The sequence below is a fragment of the Mesorhizobium muleiense genome, from assembly GCF_900099905.1.
Classification (GTDB): Bacteria; Pseudomonadota; Alphaproteobacteria; order Rhizobiales; family Rhizobiaceae; genus Mesorhizobium; species Mesorhizobium muleiense.
Genome location: NZ_FNEE01000001.1, coordinates 16301 through 41108 on the forward strand (window position 1 = coordinate 16301; position 24808 = coordinate 41108).

Below are 24808 nucleotides of genomic sequence, written 5' to 3' on the forward strand. Positions count from 1 at the left end.
CAGATAACTGGCCGCTGGTATCAGACTTGGCGCGGCCGAGAAAGCTGCACGGACCAATCGACGAATTGCTCAAATGTCGCAGCCTGTTACCTCTCAGTCCGACAGGTCCGCATCAGACGCCGGAAATCTGGGGCCTTGTTGCGCACGACACGGCTTTCGCGTCGCACGCGCTCGGCCGGGCGAAACATAAAGTGATCGACGTCCTGCGCATCCTCAGCGCATCGCCGTCCAATCAGGCGATTTCATGCCGCCAGGGCGGATTGGCGCCGGCCCGCGACACGGTTACCGCCGCAGCCTTGGCGCCGAGCGCCAGCGCCTTGTGGATGGCGTCGTCCGACAGATTGGCGATCGCCTCCTTCGACAGCAGGCCTTGCTCGTGCAGCGAGGCCAGGATGCCGGCGTTGAACGTGTCGCCGGCGCCGACCGTATCGACCACCTCGACCTTGTCCGGCACGACCGTGACCTTGTGATCCCTGGTGTAGCCGATGGCGCCTTCGCTGCCATGGGTGACGACGATCAGCGTCGGGCCGCGCTCCAGCCAGTTGCGGACGACGTCCTCGTGCGAGCCGGCTTCGCCGAACCAGTTGAGGTCCTCGTCCGACAGTTTCACGATGTCGGCCATGGCCATCATCGAGCGGATGCGCCTGAGATGCTTGGCCTTGTCCGCTATGAAATTCGGCCGGATGTTGGGGTCGAGCATCATGACGCGGCGGCTGTGCTCGCGCCGCATGAATTCCTCGTAGGCGGATCCGGCCGGCTCCGAGATCAGGCTGATGGCGCCGAACAGCATGGCTTCGATCTCGCTGCCGAGTTTTGGCAGATCGTCGATGGTCAGCATGCGTCCGGCTGTGTTTTCATCGTAGAATGTGTAGGTCGCCTGGCCGTTGTCCAGCCGCACGAAGGCGAGCGTGGTCGGCCGGGGCGATGTGTGCGCATAGGTGGAACTGACCTGGCTTGCGTCAAGCGCGTCCTTGAACTGGCTGCCGAACAGATCCGTCGACAGGCCGGAAAAGAAACCGGCGGGCGCTCCCAGCCGGCCGAGCGCTATTGCCGTGTTGAACACCGCGCCGCCGACATAAGGGGCAAAGGCCGGCTCGCCCTCAGTCGTGGTGCGTGGCAGCATGTCGATCAGGGCTTCGCCGCAACAGAGGATCATGATTTCCTGGTCTCCGGCGGATAGATCACACCCTTGCGGATGATGATGTTGGCGTAGAGCCGCGGCTCGCTTGTCGCGACGATCGCGTGTGCGGACCTGACCCGTTGATAGAAGTCGGCGCCGGCAAGCGCAACCACCTTGCGGCCCGGAGCACGCTCGGCGCAGATCGCCTCCATCTCGTGATGAACGGGATCGGCAAGCAGGGGATCACCTTTGACCGAGGCGCGAAACAGCGCATCCGGCACCGCGTCATCGACAGGCGATACGCTGAGGATGGCGTCGAGCATCGGAGCAAGATGATGACCGTCGGCGCGGATGAGCCGGTGTGCCTGCTCCTTCGCCGGGTAGTTTCCGTCGACAAGGGCGATCTCGTCGCCATGACCCATGGCACGCAGCGTCGCCAGCAGCTGTGGACCGAGCAGCACCGGGATTCCGATCAGCATCGCTCAGGCACTCCTGGAAATCGTGGTCGAGCCGATGAGGAAGCGCTCGGAAAGCGGCAGGCTGGCACCGCCCAGGGCACGTGCATGAATGCCGACAGTCCCCTCGCGCACGGCCGGAAGTTTCAGGCCTTCACCGTCGATCTTGCCGATAGCATCGATAACGGCATCGACGAGCCGGCGCCGCACGGCCTTCGGCATCCATCCGTCGATCACCGCCGCCTCGAAATCGATAACCGAAGACGCCGCCACAATGGCATAGGCGAGCGCCTGCGAGGCGCAGGCGATCCAATCGTCGAGCTCGACGCCGATTTCGCCCCAATCCTCCGGTGACGTCCACAGATGTGAGGCTTCGACGCCGCGCGCGTTGAGTGCCTTTTCCAGCATGGCGATCGACGCCACGCCGATCAATTGGGTCGGCTTGCCGTCCGGTCCAGGCACCGGCATCGAACCCAGCGCGCCGGCATTGCCGGTCGGTCCGCCGAAAAGGTGACCGTTCAGCACGATGCCGCCGCCGGCGAAGGCACCGATATAGAAATAGACGAAGTCGCGTGCCGTGCCCGCTTTGCCGAACACCAGTTCGGCGCCGCAGGCAGAGGTGGCGTCATTTTGCAGGTAGACGGGGAATTCGCACTGTGCCTGGATGTCGGCGCGGATGTCTCGGTGGCGCCATTCGTCCATGACGTCGCGCGGCGCACCTGCCGTATCGGCCCAGCTCCACAATTCGAACGGCATGGCAATGCCAAGTCCGGCAATGCGCTTGTCCTGCGCCGGGGTGAGTTCGCTGCGCATCGTCTTCATGCCGGAGGTGACGAACTCGACCGTCTCGCGCGGTGCCGGATAGCGGTAGGAATGCTGCAGCATCGAACGCACATTGCCGAGAAAATCGATCAGAACGAGTTCGGCGCTGCGGCGGCCGATCTTCAGGCCGATGAAATAGGCGCCATCGGGATTGAGCGCCATCGGAATGGAAGGTTGGCCGATCTTGCCGCGCAGCGGCGCCTGGCGGACAAGAAGGTTGTCCTCCTCGAGCTCGCGCATGATGACCGAAACGGTCTGGGCCGAAAGTCCGGTCATGCGCGCAATGTCGGACTTCGCCAGGCTGCCGTGCTGACGCACCAGCGACAGCACCAGCCGCTCATTGTGGTCCCGCATGCCGCTCTGGTTGGTGCCGCGGTGAATGCGGCTTTTGGCTGCCTCGGGCGAACCGTGCCTTGGTATGCCGGTCTCCACCCCTTCTCCTCCCGTCGTTTCCTTAATGCTTTTGGCCAGAATGAGTGACCGACGCCACGCTGTCAATAATAAATAAGAGTGATTTAATTATTGACAGGACCCTCAGTCTGGTATTCTCTTGGGGCAAGCGTCCACGCTGGGAGAAGTCGCTGGATGCTCATGCGATGCCGGTTGGCCGGCATCCGAACTGGTCCCACTGGGAGGAAAATCGTGACCAAGACAGCACTGCTAAGATCCACCGTTTTTGCCGCGGCCGGACTGGGTCTGATGGCATTCACCTCGGCTGCGTCCGCCGCCGATGTCGGCGCCTGCCTGATCACCAAGACCGACACCAACCCGTTCTTCGTCAAGATGAAGGAAGGCGCGAGCGCCAAGGCCAAGGAACTCGGCGTCGAACTCAAAGCCTACGCCGGCAAGATCGATGGCGACAGCGAGAGCCAGGTGGCGGCGATCGAAAGCTGCATCGCCGACGGCGCCAAGGGCATCCTGATCACCGCGTCGGATACCAAGGGCATCGTCCCGGCGGTGAAGAAGGCACGAGACGCCGGTCTGCTGGTGATCGCGCTGGACACGCCGCTTGATCCGCTCGACGCCGCCGACGCGACCTTTGCGACCGACAATCTGGAGGCCGGCAAGCTGATTGGTGCCTGGGCCGCAGCGACGCTCGGCGACAAGGCGAAGGATGCCAGGATCGGCTTCCTCGACCTGACGCCCTCGCAGCCGACGGTCGACGTCCTGCGCGACCAGGGCTTCATGATGGGCTACGGTATCGACGTGAAGGACCCCAACAAGATCGGCGATGAGGATGATCCGCGTATCGTCGGCCACGATGTCACCAACGGCAACGAGGAAGGCGGCCGCAAGGCGATGGAGAACCTCCTCCAGAAGGATCCTGGCATCAACGTCATCCACACCATCAACGAGCCGGCAGCCGTCGGCGCCTACCAGGCGCTCAAGGCCGTGGGTCTCGAAGGCAATGTGCTGATCGTGTCGGTCGATGGCGGCTGCCCCGGCGTGAAGTCGGTCGCCGAGGGCGTGATCGGTGCGACCTCACAGCAATATCCGCTGCAGATGGCGGCACTCGGCATCGAAGCGATCGCCGCTTACGCCAAGGACGGGACGAAGCCCAAGCCGACCGAAGGCAAGGATTTCTTCGACACCGGCGTCAACCTCGTGACCGACAAGCCCGCGGAGGGCGTGAAGTCCATCGACACCAAGGAAGGCCTCGCCAAGTGCTGGGGCTGATGCCGGTCTGACAGGCAACAGACCGAAGCGGCCAGGGGCTTGATCCCCGGCCGCTTCGGGTGGACGATGCGGAAATCGCAAGCGCGAACAATTCCGGCGGCAGATCGGGAACGGTTGGACGGGCGTCGGCGCGTAGCTGAAGCCTCATGGGAGGAAACATGTCTCAGGTTCAGGAATTCGAAAAGGCTCTCGCGAACAGCGAGACAAGCGTTGCTGCTTTTGACGAGCATGGCACGTCGCTCGTCAAGCGCATCCAGCATTTCCTGCATTCCACTCCGGCTGCGGTGCCGCTGATCGTGCTGGTCCTGTCGATCGCTGTCTTTGGCGTCACGATCGGAGGACGGTTCTTTTCGTCCTACACGCTGACGCTGATCCTGCAGCAGATCGCCATCGTCGGTATTCTCGGCGCCGCGCAGACGCTGGTCATCCTGACAGCCGGCATCGACCTGTCAATCGGCGTGATCATGGTGATTTCGGCCGTGATCATGGGCAATTGCGCGGTCACCTATGGCCTGCCGACCTTGCTTGCCGTGGTGATCGGGCTTGCCGCCGGCGCGGCCTGCGGGCTGCTCAACGGGCTGCTGGTCGCCTACATGAAGCTGCCGCCCTTCATCGTCACGCTCGGCACCTGGAACATCGTCATGGCCACGAACTTCATCTATTCGGCCAATGAGACGATCCGTGACGCCGACGTCGACGTCCAAGCCCCGCTGCTGCATCTGTTTGGCCTGAACTTCAAGGTCGGCACGGCGGTGCTGACGTTCGGCGTCATTGCCATGGTCGTGCTGGTGCTGTTCTTGTGGTACGTGCTCAATCACACGGCATGGGGCCGTCATGTCTACGCTGTCGGCGACGATCCGGAGGCAGCGAAGCTGTCGGGCATCCAGACCAAGAAGGTGCTGATCTCGGTCTACACGCTTGCCGGGCTGATCGCCGCTTTCGCTGCCTGGGTCTCCATCGGCCGCAACGGCTCGATCTCGCCGTCCGCTGCCGTCACCGACTACAATTTGCAGGCGATCACCGCGACGGTGATCGGCGGCATTTCCCTCTTCGGCGGGCGCGGCTCTATTCTGGGCACGCTGTTCGGCGCGATGATTGTCGGCGTCGTTTCGATGGGCCTCAACATGCTGGGCGCCGATCCGCAATGGAAAGTGCTGCTCACCGGTGTGCTGATCATCGGCGCCGTGGCGATCGACCAGTGGATCAGAAAGGTTTCGGTGTAACCATGACCCAGGAGCCCATCCTCACCGCGCGCGGCCTCGTCAAGCGCTACGGCCGCGTCACCGCACTGAACAGCTGCGACTTCGATCTCTATCCGGGAGAGATCCTGGCCGTGATCGGCGACAATGGAGCCGGCAAGTCGACGCTGATCAAGGCGATCTCGGGCGCCGTTGTCCCGGACGAGGGGATCATCGAGTTGGACGGCAAGCAGGTGCTCTTCAAGTCGCCCATCGAAGCCCGCGAAGCCGGCATCGAAACCGTCTACCAGAACCTGGCGCTGTCGCCGGCGCTGTCGATCGCCGACAACATGTTCCTCGGTCGCGAGATCCGCAAACCGGGTTTTCTGGGCGACTGGCTGCGCATGCTCGACCGCCCGGCAATGGAAAAGCGCGCCCGCGACAAGCTCACCGAACTTGGCCTGATGACCATCCAGAACATCAGCCAGGCCGTGGAAACGCTCTCGGGCGGCCAACGCCAGGGCGTGGCGGTGGCGCGCGCCGCCGCCTTCGGCTCGAAGATGGTCATCATGGATGAGCCGACGGCGGCGTTAGGCGTCAAGGAGAGCCGCCGCGTGCTCGAACTGATCCTCGACGTGAAGAAGCGCGGCCTGCCGATCGTGCTGATCTCCCACAACATGCCGCATGTCTTCGAGGTGGCCGACCGCATTCACATCCATCGGCTGGGCCGTCGCCTCTGTGTCATCGATCCCAAGCAATATACGATGTCGGACGCCGTCGCCTTCATGACCGGAGCGAAGCTTCCGCCGGAGGCGGCACTGGCTGCCTGATGCATGTCGCCCAAAAGTGCGCAGCGGTTTTGGGATGACGACTTGCATCGAACAAGAAATGCATGTCGCCCAAAAGCATGCCCTCGGGCGCGAACCGAGGGTGCGCTGCGGTTTTGGGACGATATGCACATAACTAAGACTCTAAGATGCGTCGCAGACGCCGCCCAAACGCGACGCACTTCAAGTTGCTAAAACTGCCGCTGGGTAAGCTTCCCCGCGGCAATCTAACTCGATTGAACGCATAACAATATGCGCTAGCATGGGCTGGGAGGAATGGTGAAAGCCGGTATGATCATGGCAACCGCACGAGAGGCAGCATGACGCGCGCGATGACATCCAAAACTCCCATTCTCGAAAACTCCGATCCCAAGGCGCTTGCCGACGAAGTCTTGAAGGCCCTCAAATACAGGCTCGGCAAGGGGACCAGTGTCGCGACGCAATACGACTGGCTCACCGCCTCGATAAAGGTCGTGCGCGACCATATCGTCGATCATTGGATGCAGGCAACGCAAGAGGCCTACGCCCATCAGGAAAAGCGCGTCTATTACCTGTCACTGGAATTCCTCATCGGTCGCCTGATGCGCGACGCCTTCTCCAATCTCGGCCTGATGGACAATATGCGCGAAGCGCTGCGGTCTCTCGGCGTCGACCTCGACCTCATCGCGGCCCTCGAACCAGATGCAGCGCTTGGCAATGGCGGTCTCGGCCGGCTCGCAGCCTGCTTCATGGAAAGCATGGCAACCGTCGACATTCCCGCGCATGGCTATGGCATTCGCTACGCCAATGGCATGTTCCGGCAGGAAATCCATGGCGGCTGGCAGGTTGAGCTGCCCGAGACCTGGCTCGATCACGGCAACCCCTGGGAGTTCGAGCGGCGCGAACGCTCATTCGAGGTCGGTTTCGGCGGCTCGGTGGAATCGATCACCTCGAAGGACGGCAGGCTTGAGCGCCACGTCTGGAAGCCGATCGAACATGTCCTGGCGGTTGCCTACGATACGCCGGTGGTTGGCTGGCGGGCCAACCGCGTCAACACGCTGCGGCTCTGGTCCGGCATGCCGATCGATCCGATCCTGCTCGACAAGTTCAACGCCGGCGACCACATCGGTGCGCTCGCCGAAAGCAACAAGGCCGATGCCTTGTCGCGCGTCCTTTACCCTGCCGATTCCCACAAGGCCGGTCAGGAGCTGCGCCTCAGGCAAGAGTATTTCTTTTCCACCGCATCGTTGCAGGATATCATTCAGCGTCATCTCAGCCAGTATGGCGACCTGCAGTCGCTGCCCGACAAGGCGGCGATCCATCTGAACGACACCCATCCGGCCATCGCCGTGCCCGAGCTGATGCGCCTGTTGATGGATGTCCACGGCATGCATTTCGATCAGGCCTGGAGCATCACCAAGCGCACTTTCGGCTACACCAACCACACGCTGCTTCCAGAGGCGCTCGAAAGCTGGCCGGTGCCGCTGTTCGAGCGGCTGTTGCCGCGCCATATGCAGATCGTCTACGCCATCAATGCCGAAGTGCTGCTGGAGGCGCGCGCCTCCGATCAGTTTTCTGACGAGCAGATCAGCCAGATCTCGCTGATACAGGAAAACGGCGAGCGCCGGGTGCGCATGGGCAATCTGGCGTTTGTCGGCTCGCACTCGATCAACGGCGTCTCTGCCCTTCACACCGAGCTGATGAAAGAAACGGTGTTTGCCGAGCTCCACCGGCTCTACCCCGACCGCATCAATAACAAGACCAACGGCATCACGCCGCGGCGCTGGCTGATCCAGTGCAATCCCGGTCTCACCGCGCTCACCCGTGAGGCGATCGGCGATCGCTTCCTCGACGATATAGACGCGATCAAGGAGCTCGATGCCTTTGCCGACGACGCCGCCTTCCGCGACAAGTTCGCGGCAGTCAAGCGGGCGAACAAGGCCAAGCTCGCCAATCTCGTCGCTGACCGCCTCGGCATCAGGATCGATCCCTCGGCGCTGTTCGACATCCAGATCAAGCGCATCCACGAATACAAGCGCCAGCTCCTGAACATCCTCGAAACAGTCGCCCTCTACGACCAGATCCGCTCCCATCCCGAGCGCAACTGGATGCCACGCGTCAAGTTCTTCGGCGGCAAGGCGGCGCCCAGCTATCACAATGCCAAGCTGATCATCAAACTCGCCAACGACGTCGCCAAAGTCATCAACCGCGACCCGGCCGTTCGCGGCTTGCTCAAAGTGGTGTTCGTGCCGAACTACAATGTCAGCCTGGCCGAGATCATGATGCCGGCCGCCGATCTTTCGGAGCAGATATCGACCGCCGGGATGGAAGCCTCCGGCACCGGCAACATGAAATTTGCGCTGAACGGTGCGCTGACCATCGGCACGCTCGACGGCGCCAATGTCGAGATCAAGGAATGCGTCGGCGACGACAACATCTTCATTTTCGGCCTGACTACTGAAGAGGTCGCCGAGCGGCGCAGCAACGGCTACGATCCGCGATCGGTGATCGAAGCCTCTCCCGAACTGGCGCAGGCCGTGGCTGCCGTTTCGACGGGCGTCTTTTCGCCTGACGATCCGGAACGCTATCGCGACCTGATGAACGGCCTCTATCAGAGCGACTGGTTCATGGTCGCCGCGGATTTCGATGCCTACGCCTCAACCCAGCGCGATGTCGACGCCGTCTGGCGCGACAGCCCGGAGTGGTACGCCAGGGCAATTCGCAATGTCGCCCGCGTCGGCTGGTTCTCGTCCGATCGCACGATCCGCCAATATGCGAAAGAAATCTGGAACGTGCCCGTCTGATATGATTGCATGAGGCCACGAACAATGTGGTCCGGGTGCCGGGGAGGGTCACTGCCTGATGAGGAAGCCGCGCGCGACCGCTGCGACAAGCGGGCCGGATGGACTGGCGTCAGCCGGTGATGTTGCGGCAATTGTCGCCGGCACGCATGGTGATCCTTTCGCTGTCCTCGGTGTGCACGAGGTCGACAAGGGCTTTGTCGCCCGCTGCTTCGTCCCTCATGCCGAGTTCGTCACTGCCTATACGCTGACCGGCAAGAACGCCGGCGAACTCTCCAGGCGCGACGAAGGCGGCTTCTTCGAGGGCAGCCTGTCGCTCAGAAAGCGTCAGCCGCTGCGCTATCACGCGCGCAATGCCGGCGGTGACTGGTGGCTGACGGATCCCTATTCGTTCGGTCCGGTACTGGGTCCGCTGGACGACTATTACATCGCCGAAGGCTCGCACCTCAGGCTGTTCGACAAGCTCGGTGCGCATCTCATCGATCACGAGGGTGCATCCGGCGTGCATTTCGCCGTCTGGGCGCCCAATGCAAGGCGCGTTTCGGTGGTCGGCGACTTCAACGGATGGGACGGCCGCAGGCATACGATGCGCGTCCGCCGCGACACCGGGATCTGGGAGTTGTTCATCCCCGACATCGCCGCCGGACGGCCGTACAAATACGAGATCATCGGGCCCGATGGCGTGAGGCTGCCGCTGAAGGCCGATCCGTTCGCTTTCAAGTCCGAACTACGCCCGGCCACCGCTTCGGTGACGGCGCTTCCGCCGGCGCATCAATGGGGTGACGAGGCGCACCGCAATTTCTGGCGCAACGCCGACGCCCGCCGCGAGGCGGTGTCGATCTATGAGGTTCATGCCGGCTCCTGGCAGCTTCACGACGACGGCAGCTTCCTGTCATGGGACGAGCTTGCCGACCGGCTGATCCCGTATGTCGTCGACACGGGTTTCACCCATATCGAATTCATGCCGATCTCCGAACATCCCTATGATCCGTCCTGGGGCTATCAGACGACGGGCCTCTACGCGCCGTCGGCCCGCTTCGGCGATCCGGACGGTTTTGCCCGGTTCGTCGACGGCGCCCACCGCGCCGGCATCGGCGTCATCCTGGACTGGGTGCCGGCGCATTTTCCAGTGGACGCGCATGGACTGGCCAATTTCGACGGCACCGCGCTCTATGAGCATGCCGACCCGCGCAAGGGCTTCCATCCCGACTGGAACACCGCGATCTACAATTTCGGCCGGCGCGAGGTGGTCTCGTTCCTGGTCAACAATGCGCTGTTCTGGGCCGAAAAATACCATGTCGACGGTTTGCGCGTCGATGCCGTCGCCTCGATGCTCTACCTCGACTATTCGCGCAAGGCCGGCGAATGGATTCCCAACGAAAAAGGCGGGCGCGAAAACCTCGAGGCGGTCAGCTTCCTCCAGAGGATGAACAAGGAAGTCTATGGTCATCATCCGGGTGTGATGACGATCGCCGAGGAATCGACCTCATGGCCAAAAGTTTCGCAGCCGGTGCATGAGGGCGGGCTGGGATTCGGCTTCAAGTGGAACATGGGCTTCATGCACGACACGCTGGAGTATTTCTCCAAAGAGCCGATTTTCCGCAAGCATCACCACGGCGACATCACCTTCGGTCTGGTCTACGCCTTCTCGGAGAATTTCGTGCTGCCGCTCTCCCATGACGAGGTCGTGCACGGCAAGGGGACGCTGCTTGGTAAGATGGCCGGCGACGACTGGCAGAAATTCGCGACGCTGCGCGCCTACTACGCCTTTATGTGGGGCTACCCCGGCAAGAAGCTGTTGTTCATGGGGCAGGAATTCGCCCAGCGCCGCGAGTGGAGCGAGGCGCGCGCACTCGACTGGAACCTGCTCGATTTCCGGGCCCACCGCGGCGTCTGGCAGACGGTGCGCGATCTCAACTATCTCTACCGCTCACGGCCGGCGTTGCATGCGCGCGATTGCGAACCGGAGGGGTTTTCCTGGCTGATCGTCGACGACAGCGCCAACTCGGTCTTTGCCTGGCTGCGCAGCGCGCCGGGCGGAAACCCGATCGCCGTCATCTCCAATTTTACGCCGGTGCCGCGCGACAATTACCGCGTGCCGTTGCCAATGGCTGGAAGATGGCGCGAGATCATCAACACGGACGCCTCCGACTACGGCGGTTCCGGCAAGGGCAATGACGGTGCCGTCGAGGCCCGGAAGGAAGCAGGAGGCATCTCGGCGACGATGCTGTTGCCGCCGCTGTCGACGATCATGCTCGAATTTGCTCCGGACTAGGCGATGTCTCGCAGCGCGTAACTTGGGAGGATAAGAATGGCAGAGATAAAACGGACCCAGCCGCTGGCGCGCGATGCCATGGCCTATGTTCTGGCCGGCGGCCGTGGCAGCCGCCTCAAGGAATTGACCGACCGGCGCGCCAAACCGGCGGTCTATTTCGGCGGCAAGACGCGCATCATCGATTTCGCGCTCTCCAATGCGCTCAATTCCGGTATTCGCCGCCTCGGCGTGGCCACCCAGTACAAGGCGCACTCGCTGATCCGCCACCTGCAGCGCGGCTGGAACTTCCTTCGGCCCGAGCGCAACGAGAGCTTCGACATCCTGCCGGCCAGTCAGCGCGTATCGGAAACGCAATGGTATGAGGGCACGGCCGATGCCGTCTACCAGAACATCGACATCATCGAGGCCTACGGGCCCGAATACATGGTCATCCTGGCCGGCGATCACGTCTACAAGATGGACTATGAGCTGATGCTTCGCCAGCATGTCGACGCCGGCGCCGACGTCACCGTCGGCTGCCTCGAAGTGCCGCGCATGGAGGCGACCGGTTTCGGCGTCATGCATGTCGACAAGAAGGACACCATCATCTCCTTCATCGAGAAGCCCGCCGATCCGCCCGGCATTCCCGACAAGCCGGATTTTGCCCTGGCCTCGATGGGCATCTACGTGTTCAAGACCAAGTTCCTGATGGAGCAGCTGCGCCGCGACGCGGCCGAACCGGGCTCAAGCCGTGACTTCGGCAAGGACATCATCCCCTATGTCGTCGAGCACGGCAAGGCGATCGCCCATCGCTTCGCCAAATCCTGCGTGCGCTCGACCGCCGAGAACGAAGCCTACTGGCGCGATGTCGGGACCGTCGACGCCTATTGGGAAGCCAATATCGACCTCACCGACATCACGCCCGAGCTCGATCTCTACGACCGCGACTGGCCGATCTGGACCTATGCCGAGCTGAAGCCGCCGGCGAAGTTCGTGCATGACGAGGATGGTCGCCGTGGCTCGGCGGTATCCTCGCTGGTCTCGGGCGATTGCATCGTCTCAGGCGCGTCGCTGAAGCGAAGCCTGATCTTCACCGGTGCGCGCATCAACTCCTATTCGACGCTCGAGGACGTCGTCATGCTGCCCGACTGCCAGGTCGGCCGCAGCGCGAGATTGAAGCGCGTGGTGATCGATCATGGCGTCAGGATTCCCGAAGGGCTCGTGGTCGGCGAGGATCCCGTCCTCGACGCCAAGCGCTTCCGCGTTTCCGAAAAGGGCATCTGCCTCGTCACGCAGGCCATGATCGACAAACTGGGACTGTCGTGAATGCAGGTCCTGTCGGTCACGCCCGAAATATTTCCTCTGATCAAGACTGGCGGGCTTGCCGACGTGACCGGCGCATTACCGGTCGCGCTCGCCGGCAAGGGCGTGACGATGCGCACGCTTGTCCCCGGCTATCCCCAGATCATGGATGCCTTCAAGAAGAAAAAACCCGTTCACCACTATCCGCTGCTGCAAGGCGGCAAGGCGTCGGTCCATGCCGTCCAGATCGCCGGGCTCGACCTGTTCGTGCTCGACGCGCCGCATCTGTTCGATCGCCCCGGCGGCCCCTATGGCAATGCCACCGGCGCCGACTGGCCGGACAATTGGCGGCGTTTCGCGGCCCTGAGCCAGGTTGGCGGCGACATCGCCGGCGGCGCCGTCTCGGGCTACCAGCCCGACATCGTCCATGCCCATGACTGGCAATCGGCGATGACGCTGGCCTATATGCGCTACGGCAAGGCGGTCGGCACGCCGTCGATGATCACCGTCCACAATCTCGCTTTCCAGGGCCAGTTCGGCGCCGGCATCTTTGGCGAACTCGGTCTGCCGGCGGCGGCCATGGCGCTCGACGGCGTCGAATACTATGGCGGCGTCGGTTTCCTCAAGGCTGGCCTGCAGGCCGCCTGGGCCATCACCACAGTCAGCCCGACCTATGCGCAGGAGATCCGCTCGCCGGAATTCGGCATGGGGCTCGATGGCCTCATCAACATGCGGTCCGTCGATCTCTATGGCATCGTCAACGGCATCGACACCGAGATATGGAACCCTGAAACCGACAAGCATCTGGTCTCCAGCTACACGGCCAGGACATTGAAGGCGCGGCACCCCAACCGGACCGCCGTCGAGGATCGTTTCAACCTTGACCGCGACGACAGTCCGATCGTCTGCGTGATCAGCCGGCTCACCTGGCAGAAGGGAATGGACATACTGGCAACGGTCGTCGACGGGATTGTTGCGAGGGGTGCCCGCCTGGCGATCCTGGGGTCCGGCGACGCCGGCCTCGAAGGCGCGCTGCTGGCCGCCGCCGCCCGCCATCGCGGTCGCATCGGCGTCGTCGTCGGTTATGACGAGGCGCTTTCCCACACCATGCAGGGCGGCTGTGACGCAATCATCATCCCGTCGCGCTTCGAGCCTTGCGGACTGACGCAGCTTTACGGCCTGCGCTATGGCTGCGTGCCGGTCGTCGCCCGCACCGGCGGTCTTGCCGACACGATCATCGACGCCAATGAAGCGGCGATTTCGGCAGGTGTGGCGACCGGCTTCCAGTTCGCACCCGCCGATGCCGGCGCCTTGCTGCACGCCGTCCGCCGGCTGGTCGCGGCGCACGCCAACCCTGCGATCTGGACGTCGATGCAGCGGCAAGGCATGAAGGCCGATGTCTCGTGGGATAAAAGCGCAGAAAAATACCTCGAACTCTATCGCTTGCTGCTTTCGAAAAGGGCTTGACGCATGATACGCACCGTCGCCACCAAACCTTATCTCGACCAGAAGCCCGGCACATCCGGGCTGCGCAAGAAAGTGCCGGTGTTCCAGCAGGAGCACTATGCCGAGAACTTCATCCAGTCGATTTTTGATGCGCTGGACGGGTTCAAGGGCAAGACGCTGGTGATCGGCGGCGACGGCCGCTTTTACAACCGCGAGGTCATCCAGAAGGCCATCGCCATGGCCGCGGCAAACGGTTTCGGCAAGGTGATGGTCGGGCAGGGCGGCATCCTGTCGACGCCGGCCGCTTCCAACATCATTCGCAAATACAACACCTTCGGCGGCATCATCCTGTCGGCCAGCCACAATCCGGGCGGCCCGCACGAGGATTTCGGCATCAAATACAATGCCGGCAATGGCGGCCCGGCACCGGAAAAGCTGACCGACGCGATCTTCGCCAGGACCAAGATGATTTCGAGCTTCAAGACCGCCGATATCGGCACGGTCGACCTCGACACGATCCGTACCGTCGAGGCGGGCGGCATGACCGTCGAGGTGATCGACCCGGTCGCCGACTATGCCGAGCTGATGGAAAATCTGTTCGATTTCGATGCGTTGCGTGGGCTGTTCAAGTCAGGCTTCCGCATGCGCTTCGACGCCATGCATGCCGTGACCGGTCCCTATGCCAAGGAGATCCTGGAAAACCGGCTCGGCGCGCCGAAAGGCACCGCCCGCAACTTCGTTCCCCTGCCGGATTTCGGCGGCCACCACCCAGACCCGAACCTGGTCCACGCAAAGCACCTCTATGACGAGATGATGGGACCGGATGCGCCGGATTTCGGCGCCGCTTCCGACGGCGACGGCGACCGCAACCTGATCATCGGCAAGGGCATTTTCATCACCCCGTCGGATTCGGTGGCTATGCTCGCCGCCAATGCTCATCTGGCGCCGGGCTACAAGGCCGGCCTGAAAGGCATCGCCCGCTCGATGCCGACCAGCGGTGCAGCCGACCGCGTCGCCGAAAAGCTCGGCATCGGCATCTATGAAACGCCGACCGGCTGGAAATTCTTTGGCAATCTGCTCGATGCCGACATGGCGACGATCTGCGGCGAGGAAAGTGCCGGAACCGGCTCCAACCATGTCCGCGAAAAGGACGGGCTGTGGGCCGTGCTTTTGTGGCTCAATATCCTCGCTGCCCGCGGCGAAAGCGCCAAGCAGATCGTCACCGAGCACTGGGCCGCCTATGGCCGCAATTACTACTCACGCCATGACTACGAGGAGGTCGAGACCGACCGCGCCAATGCGCTGGTCGACGAATTGCGGGCCAGGCTCGCTTCCTTGCCCGGCACCAGCGTGCGCGGCATGAAGATCACCAGCGCCGACGATTTCGCCTATCACGACCCGGTCGACGGCTCGATAGCCAGGAACCAGGGCATCAGGGTGCTGTTCGAAGGCGGATCGCGCGTCGTCTTCCGTCTCTCCGGCACCGGTACCTCGGGGGCGACGCTGCGCGTCTATATCGAGCGCTACGAGCCGGACAAGTCCAGGCACGATCTCGACACGCAGGAGGCGCTTGCCGACCTGATTGCGGCAGCCGATGATATTGCCGGGATACGCAGCCATACCGGCCGCGCCGAGCCGAGCGTGATTACGTGAGTTTGGTTGACAGCCGGCCGTCTGAGTTCGGCCTGCGTTGCGAGGCTCCCCCTTCTCCCCTTGTGGGAGAAAGTGGCCGAGCGAAGCTCGGTCGGATGAGGGGTGTTCCAGCTTGGCGCACACCTTTGCCCAAATCGCCCATGCCTCGTTTCTTCCAGCACCCCTCATCCGTCTCGGCGCTGCGCGCCAATCCACCTTCTCCCACAAGGGGAGAAGGGGTCGCTGAGGTCGCCGCGTGAGTCAGCTCGGTGCCACCGTCACCCGCGGCGGCATCCGCTTTGCCGCATGGTCGTCCGCGGCCAGCCGGCTCTGGGTCTCGATCTTCGATGAGCAGGGAGAGGGGGAGATCGACCGGCTCGAACTCCAGCCGGAAGGCGAGGGCGTTCACGCGCTTTTCGTCGCCGGCCTCGCCGCCGGCACCCGATACGGATTTCGCGCCGATGGCGATTATACGCCCGAGAACGGGCTTTGGTTCGATCCCGACAAGCTGCTGGTCGACCCCTATGCCGTCGAAATCGACAGGTCTTATGTCTATGACGTCAGGCTCGCCGCGCGCCGGGGCGAGGGCACGGACACTGCGCCGCTGCTGCCGAAGGCGATTACCGCCACCCTGCCGCGGCCGGTGCCCGTCTTGCCGCCGCTGTTCCAGCCCGGTGGCCTGATCTATGAAGTGCCGGTGCGCGCCTTCACCATGCTGCATCCGGACATCCCGAAGCACCAGCGCGGGACGGTTGCAGCCCTTGCCCACCCGGCTATCGTCGAGCACCTGAAAAAGCTCGGGGTCGGGGCGGTCGAACTAATGCCGGTGACGGCATCGATCGACGAGCGGCATTTGCCGCCGCTCGGGCTGCGCAATGCCTGGGGCTACAATCCCGTGACCTTCATGGCGCTCGACCCGCGCCTGGCGCCCGGCGGTCTCGCGGAATTGCGGCAGACGGTTGCCACGCTGCGTGAGGCCGGTATCGGCGTCATCCTCGATCTCGTCTTCAACCACACCGGCGAAAGCGACAGGCTTGGGCCGACGCTGTCGCTGCGCGGTCTCGACAGCCGCGCCTACTACCGGCATCGGCCGGACGGCAGCTTGATCAACGACACCGGCACCGGCAACACCGTCGCTTGTGATCATCCGGTCGTCCGGGAAATGGTCCTCGACACGCTTCGTCACTTTGTCCGCCATGCCGGCGTCGATGGTTTCCGCTTCGACCTGGCGCCCATTCTGGGGCGGGTCGATGGCGCATTCGACGCCGCTGCGCCACTGCTCATGGCTATTCGGGATGATCTGCTCCTTGGCGACCGGGTGCTCATCGCCGAGCCATGGGATATCGGCCCGGACGGCTATCAGCTTGGCAATTTTCCGCCGCCCTTCCTCGAATGGAACGACAGATATCGCGACGACATCCGCCGGTTCTGGCGCGGCCACAGCGGGATGGTCGGCGCGCTCGCCACCCGGCTTGCCGGCTCATCCGACGTGTTTGCCAAGCCAGGCCAGCAGACGAGCCGCAGCGTCAATTTCATCGCCGCGCATGACGGCATGACGCTGGCCGACATTGTTGCCTACGAGCACAAGCACAATGAGGCCAATGGCGAGCAGAACCGCGATGGCCACGATGACAATCTGTCCTGGAACAATGGCGTCGAGGGTGAGACCGGCGACCGGGCGATCGTTATGGCACGTTTCGATGACCGGTGTGCGCTGCTGGCCACGCTGTTTGCCTCACGCGGCACGATCATGCTGACCGCCGGAGACGAATTCGGCCGCACCCAGAAGGGCAACAACAACGCCTATGCGCAGGACAACGAGATCACCTGGCTCGACTGGTCCGGGCGCGATCGGGCGCTGGAACAATACGCCGTTTTGCTCGCCGCGACGCGTCGTTGCGTGCCGGCGCTTTCCGACACGCGCTTCCTGACAGGAGAGCCGCCGCCCGGATCAGAGCAACCGGACGCGGTCTGGCTCACTGAAACCGCCACGCCGCTCGACGAGGCAGGCTGGCGCGATCCGGGGCGGCACCGCCTGGTCATGATGCTCGACAGCGATGATTGCCGCCTTGCCGCGGTCATCAATGGCGATCGCCGGGGGTGTATGTTCACGCTGCCGGAGCGCGACGGATTTCGCTGGCAGCCAGCCATCGAAGCATCGGACGGCGCAGCCGGAATTTCACGGCCGGTGCCGGGGCGAACGGTGATTTTCATGATCGAACACGAAGCCGCGCAGGCTCAGATAAAGGAGAACCCGAGTGGCAAGTGACCACGCCGAGTGGTGGCGCGGCTGCGTCATCTACCAGATCTACCCGCGCTCCTTTCAGGACACGACGGGGGACGGCAGTGGCGATCTGCGTGGTATCACATCGAGGCTGGCGCATGTCGCATCGCTTGGCGCTGACGCCGTCTGGCTATCACCGTTCTTCAAGTCGCCGATGGCCGATATGGGCTACGACGTATCCGACTATACAGCCGTCGATCCGATGTTTGGAACATCAGCGGATTTCGATGCGGTGGTCGCCGAGGCGCACCGTCTCGGCCTGAAAGTCATTATCGACCAGGTCCTGTCGCATTCGTCCGACCGGCACGAATGGTTCGTCGAAAGCCGTACGAGCCGCGATAACCCCAGGGCGGACTGGTATGTCTGGGCCGATCCGAGGCCCGACGGCACCGCGCCCAACAACTGGCTGTCGGTCTTCGGCGGCCCCGCCTGGGAGTGGGACGCGACCCGCAGGCAGTATTACATGCACAATTTTCTCGCCTCGCAGCCGGACCTCAATTTCCACAATCCGGAGGTTCAGGACGCCCTGCTGGAAACGGTGCGGTTTTGGCTGGAGCGCGGCGTCGACGGGTTTCGCCTCGATACCGTCAACTACTATGTCCATGACCGCTGGCTGCGCAGCAACCCGCCCCTGGCGTCAAGCGTCGCAGGCACCAACACCGAAACCAATCCGTACCTCTATCAGGAGCATTTGTTTGACAAGACGCAGCCCGAAAACCTGGCTTTCCTCAAGCGGTTTCGGGCGCTGCTCGACGAATATGAGGGCCGCGTCGCTGTCGGCGAGGTCGGCGACGAAGCCCGTTCGTTGCAGACGCTCGCCGCCTACACCAGCGGCGGCGACAAGCTCGACATGTGCTACACATTCGACCTGCTCGGTCCGCAATTCTCGGCGGCGCATGTGCGTGGCTGCGTCGAAGCGTTCGAGAGTGCTGTCTCCGACGGCTGGGTCTGCTGGGCGTTTTCCAACCACGATGTCGTTCGCCATGTGACGCGATGGACAAGGCCCGGCGGCGACCCGGAAAGGACGGCGAAGTTCTCCATCGCGCTGCTGTCATGCCTGCGTGGATCGATCTGTCTCTATCAGGGTGAGGAACTCGGGCTGGAGGAGGCGGAATTGGCGTTCGAGGATCTGCGCGATCCTTACGGCATCCGCTTCTGGCCGGGGTTCAAGGGCAGGGATGGCTGCCGCACGCCGATGGTGTGGGAGAAGGGCGCCAACAATGCCGGCTTTTCAATCGGCAGGCCGTGGCTTCCAATCCCGGAAAGCCATCGCGCCCGCGCGGTCGATATCCAGAACGGCGAGGAAAAGTCAGTTCTGGCCAGCTATCGGGCGATGCTGGCGTTGCGCAGGCGGCATGCGGCGCTGGTACAAGGTTCGACCCGTTTTCTCGATGCCGAGGGCGAAGTGCTTGCCTTCATTCGCGAAGGCGGCGGCGAGAAGCTGCTGTGCGTTTTCAACTTCGCCGAGGACCCGGCCAACTGGCCGTTGCCGCAGGGTATCGATGTCGCGGAGACGATCGACCTTGGCGCTGGTGCCGCCTTGCAGGAAAAGATTCTGTCGCTGCCGCCGTTGGGCTGCTTTCTCGGACGGGCTGGCTGATCTCTCCAACTCACTGAACAAGCACAGAGCGCCCGCAAGTCGCGCCCATGACCCGGACATCGGCCTCGCCGACGCGCACGCCCAGCGCCCCAAGCACGTTGTAAACCAATTCGTCGACCGGCGCCGTCACGCCGTTCAGCAGCGCCACCACTGCCGGCTTCACGGTTCCGAGCAAGGCGGTTACATCAAGCCCGAGGCCCAGCGCACTGACCGAAAGCGACAAATTGTTGACCAGCGACGTGGTGAGAGATTGCGTCAGGTTCTTCGTCGAGGCGTTCTTTATCGTCTTGCTTGCGATGTCGGTGCTGTTGAAGGTCAAGATCGTCGGATCGTTGTTGGCGATCTCAACGGCTGCAGAACCATTCACGCCGATCAGATTGAGGGTGAGAAACAGAAGCTTCACGCTGACCTGCGCGATTTCGGCATTTTGAAACGACTGTGGGTTGCTGAAATCGGCGAAGGCGGAGGGGCTGTTATCGGCATCGCTGGCGCCAAGGTGCAGCGAGGCAAGGCCCGGACGTGCGGCAATGGTAACTTTCAAACTGTCGGGGTGCCCCGTCGGGCAGCTGATGTCGGTCAGTTTGGCTTCGGCAGAGGCCACCTCGACATGCAGCGGCAGTTTGACGGCCAGCAGGCTGATGCCGCCACCGAGGTTCGCATTGCTGCCGCCGATGGACGCCACCAGCTTGATCCGCGTCTGCGCCGTACGCACCACAGCACCCTTCTCGCCGACTGTCAGCCATGGCGAGAATTGTGCAGGTTCGCCGATTGCAATCGCAAGCGTGGTGGAGGCAAGCCCCGGAATGGCGGCTCCGAGATTGAGCTCGACCTGCTTCGAGCCGTTGGCCAGTGCAGCAGCGGTGGTCAGCATGCCCATGGCGCTGGCGTCGACCGAAAAGCCGGGCGACTTTTGCCCGAGGCCCAACTGGCCCATTGATCCAAGATCGACAAGATGATTGAGCGGTATCTTGACCGTGTTGGTGGTCCTTGACGCGATTGTCTGCAAAGCCAGCTTGCTGGTGCTGCCAACGGGTGAAACATTAGCCATGGCGGTCGCTATCTCGCCCACCGTCGCCTTGGAAGCCAGCACCTCCGAATAGCTGACACCCGTCAGCTGCATCTCAACGGCAAGGGCATCGATGAACGAAAGCAGGTTCACGTCGGCAGCGATCAGAGCGTTGTAGTCCATGACGCTGAGCGCGATGTTGCCGCCCAGGAACTTGCTGAGAAGAGCGTTGAGGATGCCGCCATTGACGCTGAGAAGCCTGGACCCGACCGAGAACATCGCCTGCGGCGCTATGCTGGCCACGGCTTGGGTGCCGATCACCGGCGTAGGGATAAGCGAACTCGCGAAATAGCGGGCAGGAACCTTTTTCAGCGTGACATGAACCGCGTTGTAGGGCGTTTTGCCGGCCTCGAAGCGCTTGTCGACGCCGAGCGACGACTCTGCTGAATATCGGCCGGGGGTGACCGACACGATAGTCTTTCCAAGGGCAGGGGTGATCGTCTGCCCTGCCTTCTGAACAACGATACCCGGCATTCCGTTGTCGCCGAGCGTGGTCACCACCGCGGCGTCAATGTTGTTGATGTTGGAGGCGGCGGTGATTGCCGCCAGATCGACCAGCGACTGAGCCTCCCGGCGCTCCACATAGATCGAGCCTTCATCGATGGCGAAGGCGGCCAGCGCCAGCGCGAACGGTGCGCACAGCGCCGTCATGACGGCGAAGTTCGCCGTCAGGTCGCCAAGCATCGAGCGGGCGACCCGGCCGATCCTGCCCGCCAAAGTTTGCGACATTCAGATGCCTCCAACCCGGATTGTCGACTGGCGTGAGATCGTGGTGCCAGGCATGGGCAGTGCCGGGAACAGATTCCAGACCGGCAGGTTGCGGGCATCATATTGGATGGACACGACGAATTGGTTTCCGTCGGCCGTGCTGTCCTTGGCCTGGTAGGTCAGCTTGTCGGAATCGACGAATGGATATCCCGCGGCATTGGTGGTGACGAAACTGGTCACCAGCGCCTGGCGCTCATCTTCGTTCAGCCCGGCAATCGCCGTGCGTGCGGCGTCCGCTGCGATCTGCTGCACGGAGTGACTGGCGCCAAAATAGATGCCATATGCAACCATGCCGAGCAGAAGCAAGATGAAAATGGGCGCAAGCAGTGCAAATTCGATCGCGGACGTTCCGGACGGTTCTCGAAACTGATGTAATTTGCGTTTTAGCTGACGCGTATTGCGCCGCTTTATAGCGATTGTCCCAGTTTCCGCGCTGTTCATGTCCGTCGCCTATCAAGACATACCGAAGCCCGCAAAAGATGTAATCCGTGGTTGCTTAAAGGCGGCTTAAGACATTCTGGCAAAGTGGAATCGACGACAGATTTCTTGCCGGAAACGAATGCTTGAAGCGGTTCTTCCGCCAAGTCGTGGAATTCATCAGCCGACGCGGCGCCCCGCTTCGACGCCCGACTTCTTCAACAAAGCGGCGCAACCTGCTCGTTGCAGAGAAAGCGCCGTCGATCCCATCGACCACAACGTAGGGTTTAGTTAGTGAGGGACCCCATTGACTTGCATCAATATCATGCGATCCGCTGCAGGCTATTGCCCGTCCCAACTTCCCACGAGGTGCAAGGGTTTTCGCGCAATGTGTAGGATCTGACGTGCGGGTTGTGTCCAAATTGCTGCCGCTAGTTGTAACTTGTGTTTACCACTCACGGGTTAGGGTTACCCAAAGGCAGTTGGCGGAATGACGGCATCAGATTATCTCCTGACACGCTTCGGGAAGCTCTCGCTGTTCAGGCAGACCTGCGTCGTGGTTCTGGCAGCCATCATCGGTGCGGATACACTCACGCTCGTTTTCTATGGTATCTTCTTTGCCGACCGCCTCCTCTTGGACTTGTTCTTGACAACGGTCATCACCGTCGCGGTTGGATTTCCGCTCGGCTATTTCTTCCTGAGACAGCAGTTGAAGCTCGCCTGGATGGCCGCCAGGCTCGACCGGGCAGCACGCATCGACCACCTCACAAGCCTCGCCAACAGGAAAACCTTCTTTGAAGAGGCCGAGGCAATCGTGGGTTCCGAGGCCTTTAGGGAAGGCGCCGTGCTGTTCATCGACGCCGATCATTTCAAATCAATCAACGACACCTTTGGTCATGCCATCGGCGATGCCGTCCTCCAGGAGATGGGCAGCGTTATTCGCAGCTCGGTTCGGGAACGCGACCTGGCGGCGCGCATCGGCGGCGAGGAGTTCGCTGTGTTCCTGGTCGAAGCCGGCCGCGACAAGACATTGGAAGTAGCCGAGCGCATCAGACAGAACATGCGCGGTGTCAGACGGGCAGTCGGCATCGAGGACCGAGAAATCACCGTCAGCATCGGGATTTGCCTGCACGGACCAGACCAAACCTTGAACGACATCCTGCTGCGCGCTGATCAGAATCTCTATGTCGCAAAGAACAGGGGGCGCGACTGCATCGTCGCAACCACCGGGTTCGGACCGGTATTCGCATGATCGTGACCGGCACGATTGCTCCACCGGTATCTGCGAATCATCGCTCGGCCGAGGCGTGGCCGAACTGCTTTTGCGTAGCTGGAAGGCTCGGTCCATGGTTTCGACCGCTGTTCTGCCGGCCGCGCAGTGGCTGTCGCTGCGCCTTACTTAGGGTGACCTCACGAGTCTGTTGAAATAAAAAATCACCACGTTACTGTTTGGCCACCAGCTGCCGGAAAGGGAACCGGCGGCGCGCTCAAAGGGGCCAGCGAATCGGCTTCGGGGCGTCAACACTCAAGAGGCGCAGCTGAACGGCCGCCTCGACAGGGAGAACTTCATGCTGAAAAACATGCTGAAGGCGACGGTGTTCGCCACAACCATGGCTTTGGCCGCCGGCACGTTCTACACGCCAGCCTTCGCCGAGGTCGTCTACAACCGCGGCACCGCCGCCGAATCGGAGTCGCTCGACCCGCACAAGACCTCGACAATATACGAAGCCGCTGTATTGCGTGACCTGTTCCAGGGGCTGGTCATGCAAGACCAGAAGGCGAACGTCATTCCGGGCGCCGCCGAAAGCTGGACTGTATCGGACGACGGCACCGTCTACACCTTCAAGCTGCGCAAGGACGGTGTCTGGTCGGATGGTAGCCCGGTCACGGCAGGTGACTTCGTCTACGCGTTTCATCGGCTGGAAGATCCGGCCACCGGCGCCGAATATGCTTCGATGCTCTATCCCGTGAAGAACGCCGAGGAGGTGAACACCAAGAAGGCGAAGCCGGAGGAGATGGGCGTCAAGGCAATCGACGCAAATACCCTGGAAGTGACGCTGAAGGCGCCCACGCCCTATTTCCTTGAAATGCTGACCCACCAGGCGACTTATCCGGTCAGCAAGGCGTCCATTGACAAGCTCGGCGCCGATTGGATCAAGCCGGGCAATCTGGTCTCCAACGGCCCCTTTACCCTGACGGAGTGGGTTCCCAACGACCACATCAAACTGGTCAAGAATCCGAAATTCTGGGATGCTGCGAGCGTCAAGCTCGACGTCGTCAACTACATCCCGACCGAAGATCGTTCGTCGGCGATAAAGCGCTTCGAGGCCGGCGAACTCGACAGCTACGACGACCTCCCGACCGAGCAGCTCGCCGATCTCAAGGCCAAGTTTGGCGATCAGATTCGCGTTGGACCTTACCTCGGCACCTACTATTTTTCGATCAAGACCGACAAGGCTCCGTGGGACAACGTCGAACTGCGCAATGCCATCTCCATGGCAGTCGACCGCGATTTCCTTGCCGAAAAGGTCTGGCAGAACTCAATGCTGCCCGGCTATTCGATGGTGCCTCCGGGCATTGAGGGCTATACGCCGGCAATGGCCAAATACGCGGACATGTCGCAGATCGACCGCGAGGATGAGGCCAAGAAGGTACTCGAGAAGCTTGGCTATACGCCCGAGAAACCGCTGAAGATGGAAATCCGCTACAACACGTCGGAAAACCACAAGAACACTGCAGTCGCCATCCAGGAGCAGTTGAAGCCGCTCGGCGTCGAAATCACGCTGCTCAACACCGACACCAAGACCCACTACTCCTTCCTTGAGCAGAAGGGCGACTACGACGTGGCGCGTGCCGGCTGGATTGCGGATTACAAGGATCCGGAAACCTTCCTCGGCATCTCCCGCAAGGCAAGCGGCAACAACTATTCGAGCTACAACAGCCCGGAATTCGAGAAGGCCATGGACGAGGCGGCCGCCGCGGGCGGCAAGCCTGAAGAGCGGATGAAAGAACTCGCCGAGGCCGAGCGCATCCTCGTCGATGACGTCGGCAACATCCCGCTTCTCTACTATAGTTACAAGGATATCGTTTCTCCGAAGGTTCATGGCTTCGAGGACAACGTCATGGATGTGCATCCGTCCCGCTTCATCTCCAAGGACTGATCTCCTTGGCCGGACTGCC

Annotated in this window: 18 protein-coding genes; 12 read left to right on the forward strand and 6 right to left on the reverse strand. The window is 62.2% G+C overall.

The window, feature by feature from the left end:
• Window positions 1-232: 232 nt before the first annotated feature.
• Genes BLT09_RS00090 through BLT09_RS00100 form a run of 3 tightly spaced genes read right to left on the reverse strand, consistent with a single transcriptional unit; the run spans window position 233 to window position 2829 of the window.
• Window positions 233-1156, reverse strand: a complete 924-nt coding sequence (locus BLT09_RS00090) for a carbohydrate kinase family protein (RefSeq protein WP_091589850.1) — start codon at window positions 1154-1156, stop codon at window positions 233-235.
• A complete protein-coding gene (locus tag BLT09_RS00095; protein WP_091589852.1) occupies window positions 1153-1599 on the reverse strand; it encodes an RbsD/FucU family protein in 447 nt (148 codons plus the stop codon). The genes BLT09_RS00090 and BLT09_RS00095 overlap by 4 nt, the downstream gene beginning before the upstream one ends.
• Before the next feature lie 3 nt (window positions 1600-1602).
• On the reverse strand, window positions 1603-2829 hold the full coding sequence (locus tag BLT09_RS00100; protein WP_091589853.1) for an ROK family transcriptional regulator: 1227 nt from the start codon (window positions 2827-2829) through the stop codon (window positions 1603-1605).
• Between the two features lie 267 nt (window positions 2830-3096).
• On the opposite strand from BLT09_RS00100, the gene BLT09_RS00105 reads away from it, so the two are divergent.
• From BLT09_RS00105 to bglA, 10 genes are all read left to right on the forward strand, one after another.
• Window positions 3097-4074, forward strand: a complete 978-nt coding sequence (locus BLT09_RS00105; protein ID WP_236388945.1) for a sugar ABC transporter substrate-binding protein — start codon at window positions 3097-3099, stop codon at window positions 4072-4074.
• 158 nt (window positions 4075-4232) lie between these two features.
• Window positions 4233-5297: an ABC transporter permease gene (locus tag BLT09_RS00110; protein ID WP_023802795.1), complete on the forward strand. Its 1065-nt coding sequence runs from the start codon at window positions 4233-4235 to the stop codon at window positions 5295-5297.
• Between the two features lie 2 nt (window positions 5298-5299).
• Window positions 5300-6082: an ATP-binding cassette domain-containing protein gene (locus BLT09_RS00115; protein ID WP_023802796.1), complete on the forward strand. Its 783-nt coding sequence runs from the start codon at window positions 5300-5302 to the stop codon at window positions 6080-6082.
• Between the two features lie 317 nt (window positions 6083-6399).
• Window positions 6400-8862, forward strand: a complete 2463-nt coding sequence (locus tag BLT09_RS00120) for a glycogen/starch/alpha-glucan phosphorylase (RefSeq protein WP_091589855.1) — start codon at window positions 6400-6402, stop codon at window positions 8860-8862.
• Window positions 8863-8920: 58 nt separating this feature from the next.
• Window positions 8921-11134 (forward strand): 1,4-alpha-glucan branching protein GlgB, encoded by a 2214-nt coding sequence (gene glgB / locus BLT09_RS00125; protein ID WP_091589856.1) that lies wholly within the window; start codon window positions 8921-8923, stop codon window positions 11132-11134.
• A gap of 36 nt (window positions 11135-11170) precedes the next feature.
• On the forward strand, window positions 11171-12439 hold the full coding sequence (gene glgC / locus BLT09_RS00130; protein ID WP_077381220.1) for a glucose-1-phosphate adenylyltransferase: 1269 nt from the start codon (window positions 11171-11173) through the stop codon (window positions 12437-12439).
• Entirely contained in the window at window positions 12440-13882 is a 1443-nt protein-coding gene (gene glgA / locus BLT09_RS00135) for a glycogen synthase GlgA (protein ID WP_091589858.1), read from the forward strand.
• 3 nt (window positions 13883-13885) lie between these two features.
• Window positions 13886-15514: an alpha-D-glucose phosphate-specific phosphoglucomutase gene (locus BLT09_RS00140; protein ID WP_091589859.1), complete on the forward strand. Its 1629-nt coding sequence runs from the start codon at window positions 13886-13888 to the stop codon at window positions 15512-15514.
• A 235-nt stretch (window positions 15515-15749) separates the two neighbouring features.
• A complete protein-coding gene (gene glgX, locus BLT09_RS00145) occupies window positions 15750-17762 on the forward strand; it encodes a glycogen debranching protein GlgX (protein ID WP_091589861.1) in 2013 nt (670 codons plus the stop codon).
• Window positions 17752-19377 carry a beta-galactosidase BglA gene (gene bglA / locus BLT09_RS00150; protein WP_091589862.1) on the forward strand — a complete coding sequence of 542 codons (1626 nt, stop codon included), beginning with the start codon at window positions 17752-17754 and terminating at the stop codon, window positions 19375-19377. Before glgX ends, bglA begins: the two co-directional genes overlap by 11 nt.
• Window positions 19378-19387: 10 nt before the next feature.
• On the opposite strand, the gene BLT09_RS00155 is transcribed toward bglA, so the two are convergent.
• The 3 genes from BLT09_RS00155 to BLT09_RS34755 form a co-directional block, all read right to left on the reverse strand.
• Window positions 19388-21172 (reverse strand): pilus assembly protein TadG-related protein, encoded by a 1785-nt coding sequence (locus tag BLT09_RS00155; RefSeq protein ID WP_236473085.1) that lies wholly within the window; start codon window positions 21170-21172, stop codon window positions 19388-19390.
• Window positions 21173-21652, reverse strand: a complete 480-nt coding sequence (locus tag BLT09_RS00160; RefSeq protein WP_091589864.1) for a TadE family protein — start codon at window positions 21650-21652, stop codon at window positions 21173-21175. It abuts the gene before it with no gap.
• Between the two features lie 475 nt (window positions 21653-22127).
• Window positions 22128-22496, reverse strand: a complete 369-nt coding sequence (locus BLT09_RS34755) for a hypothetical protein (RefSeq protein WP_236473320.1) — start codon at window positions 22494-22496, stop codon at window positions 22128-22130.
• Between BLT09_RS34755 and BLT09_RS00165 the strand changes: the two genes are divergently transcribed.
• Window positions 22383-22880 carry a GGDEF domain-containing protein gene (locus BLT09_RS00165; RefSeq protein ID WP_236473237.1) on the forward strand — a complete coding sequence of 166 codons (498 nt, stop codon included), beginning with the start codon at window positions 22383-22385 and terminating at the stop codon, window positions 22878-22880. The genes BLT09_RS34755 and BLT09_RS00165 overlap by 114 nt on opposite strands.
• Before the next feature lie 316 nt (window positions 22881-23196).
• Window positions 23197-24789, forward strand: coding sequence for a peptide ABC transporter substrate-binding protein (locus tag BLT09_RS00170; protein WP_091589868.1), 1593 nt, complete (start codon window positions 23197-23199; stop codon window positions 24787-24789).
• Window positions 24790-24808: the final 19 nt, after the last annotated feature.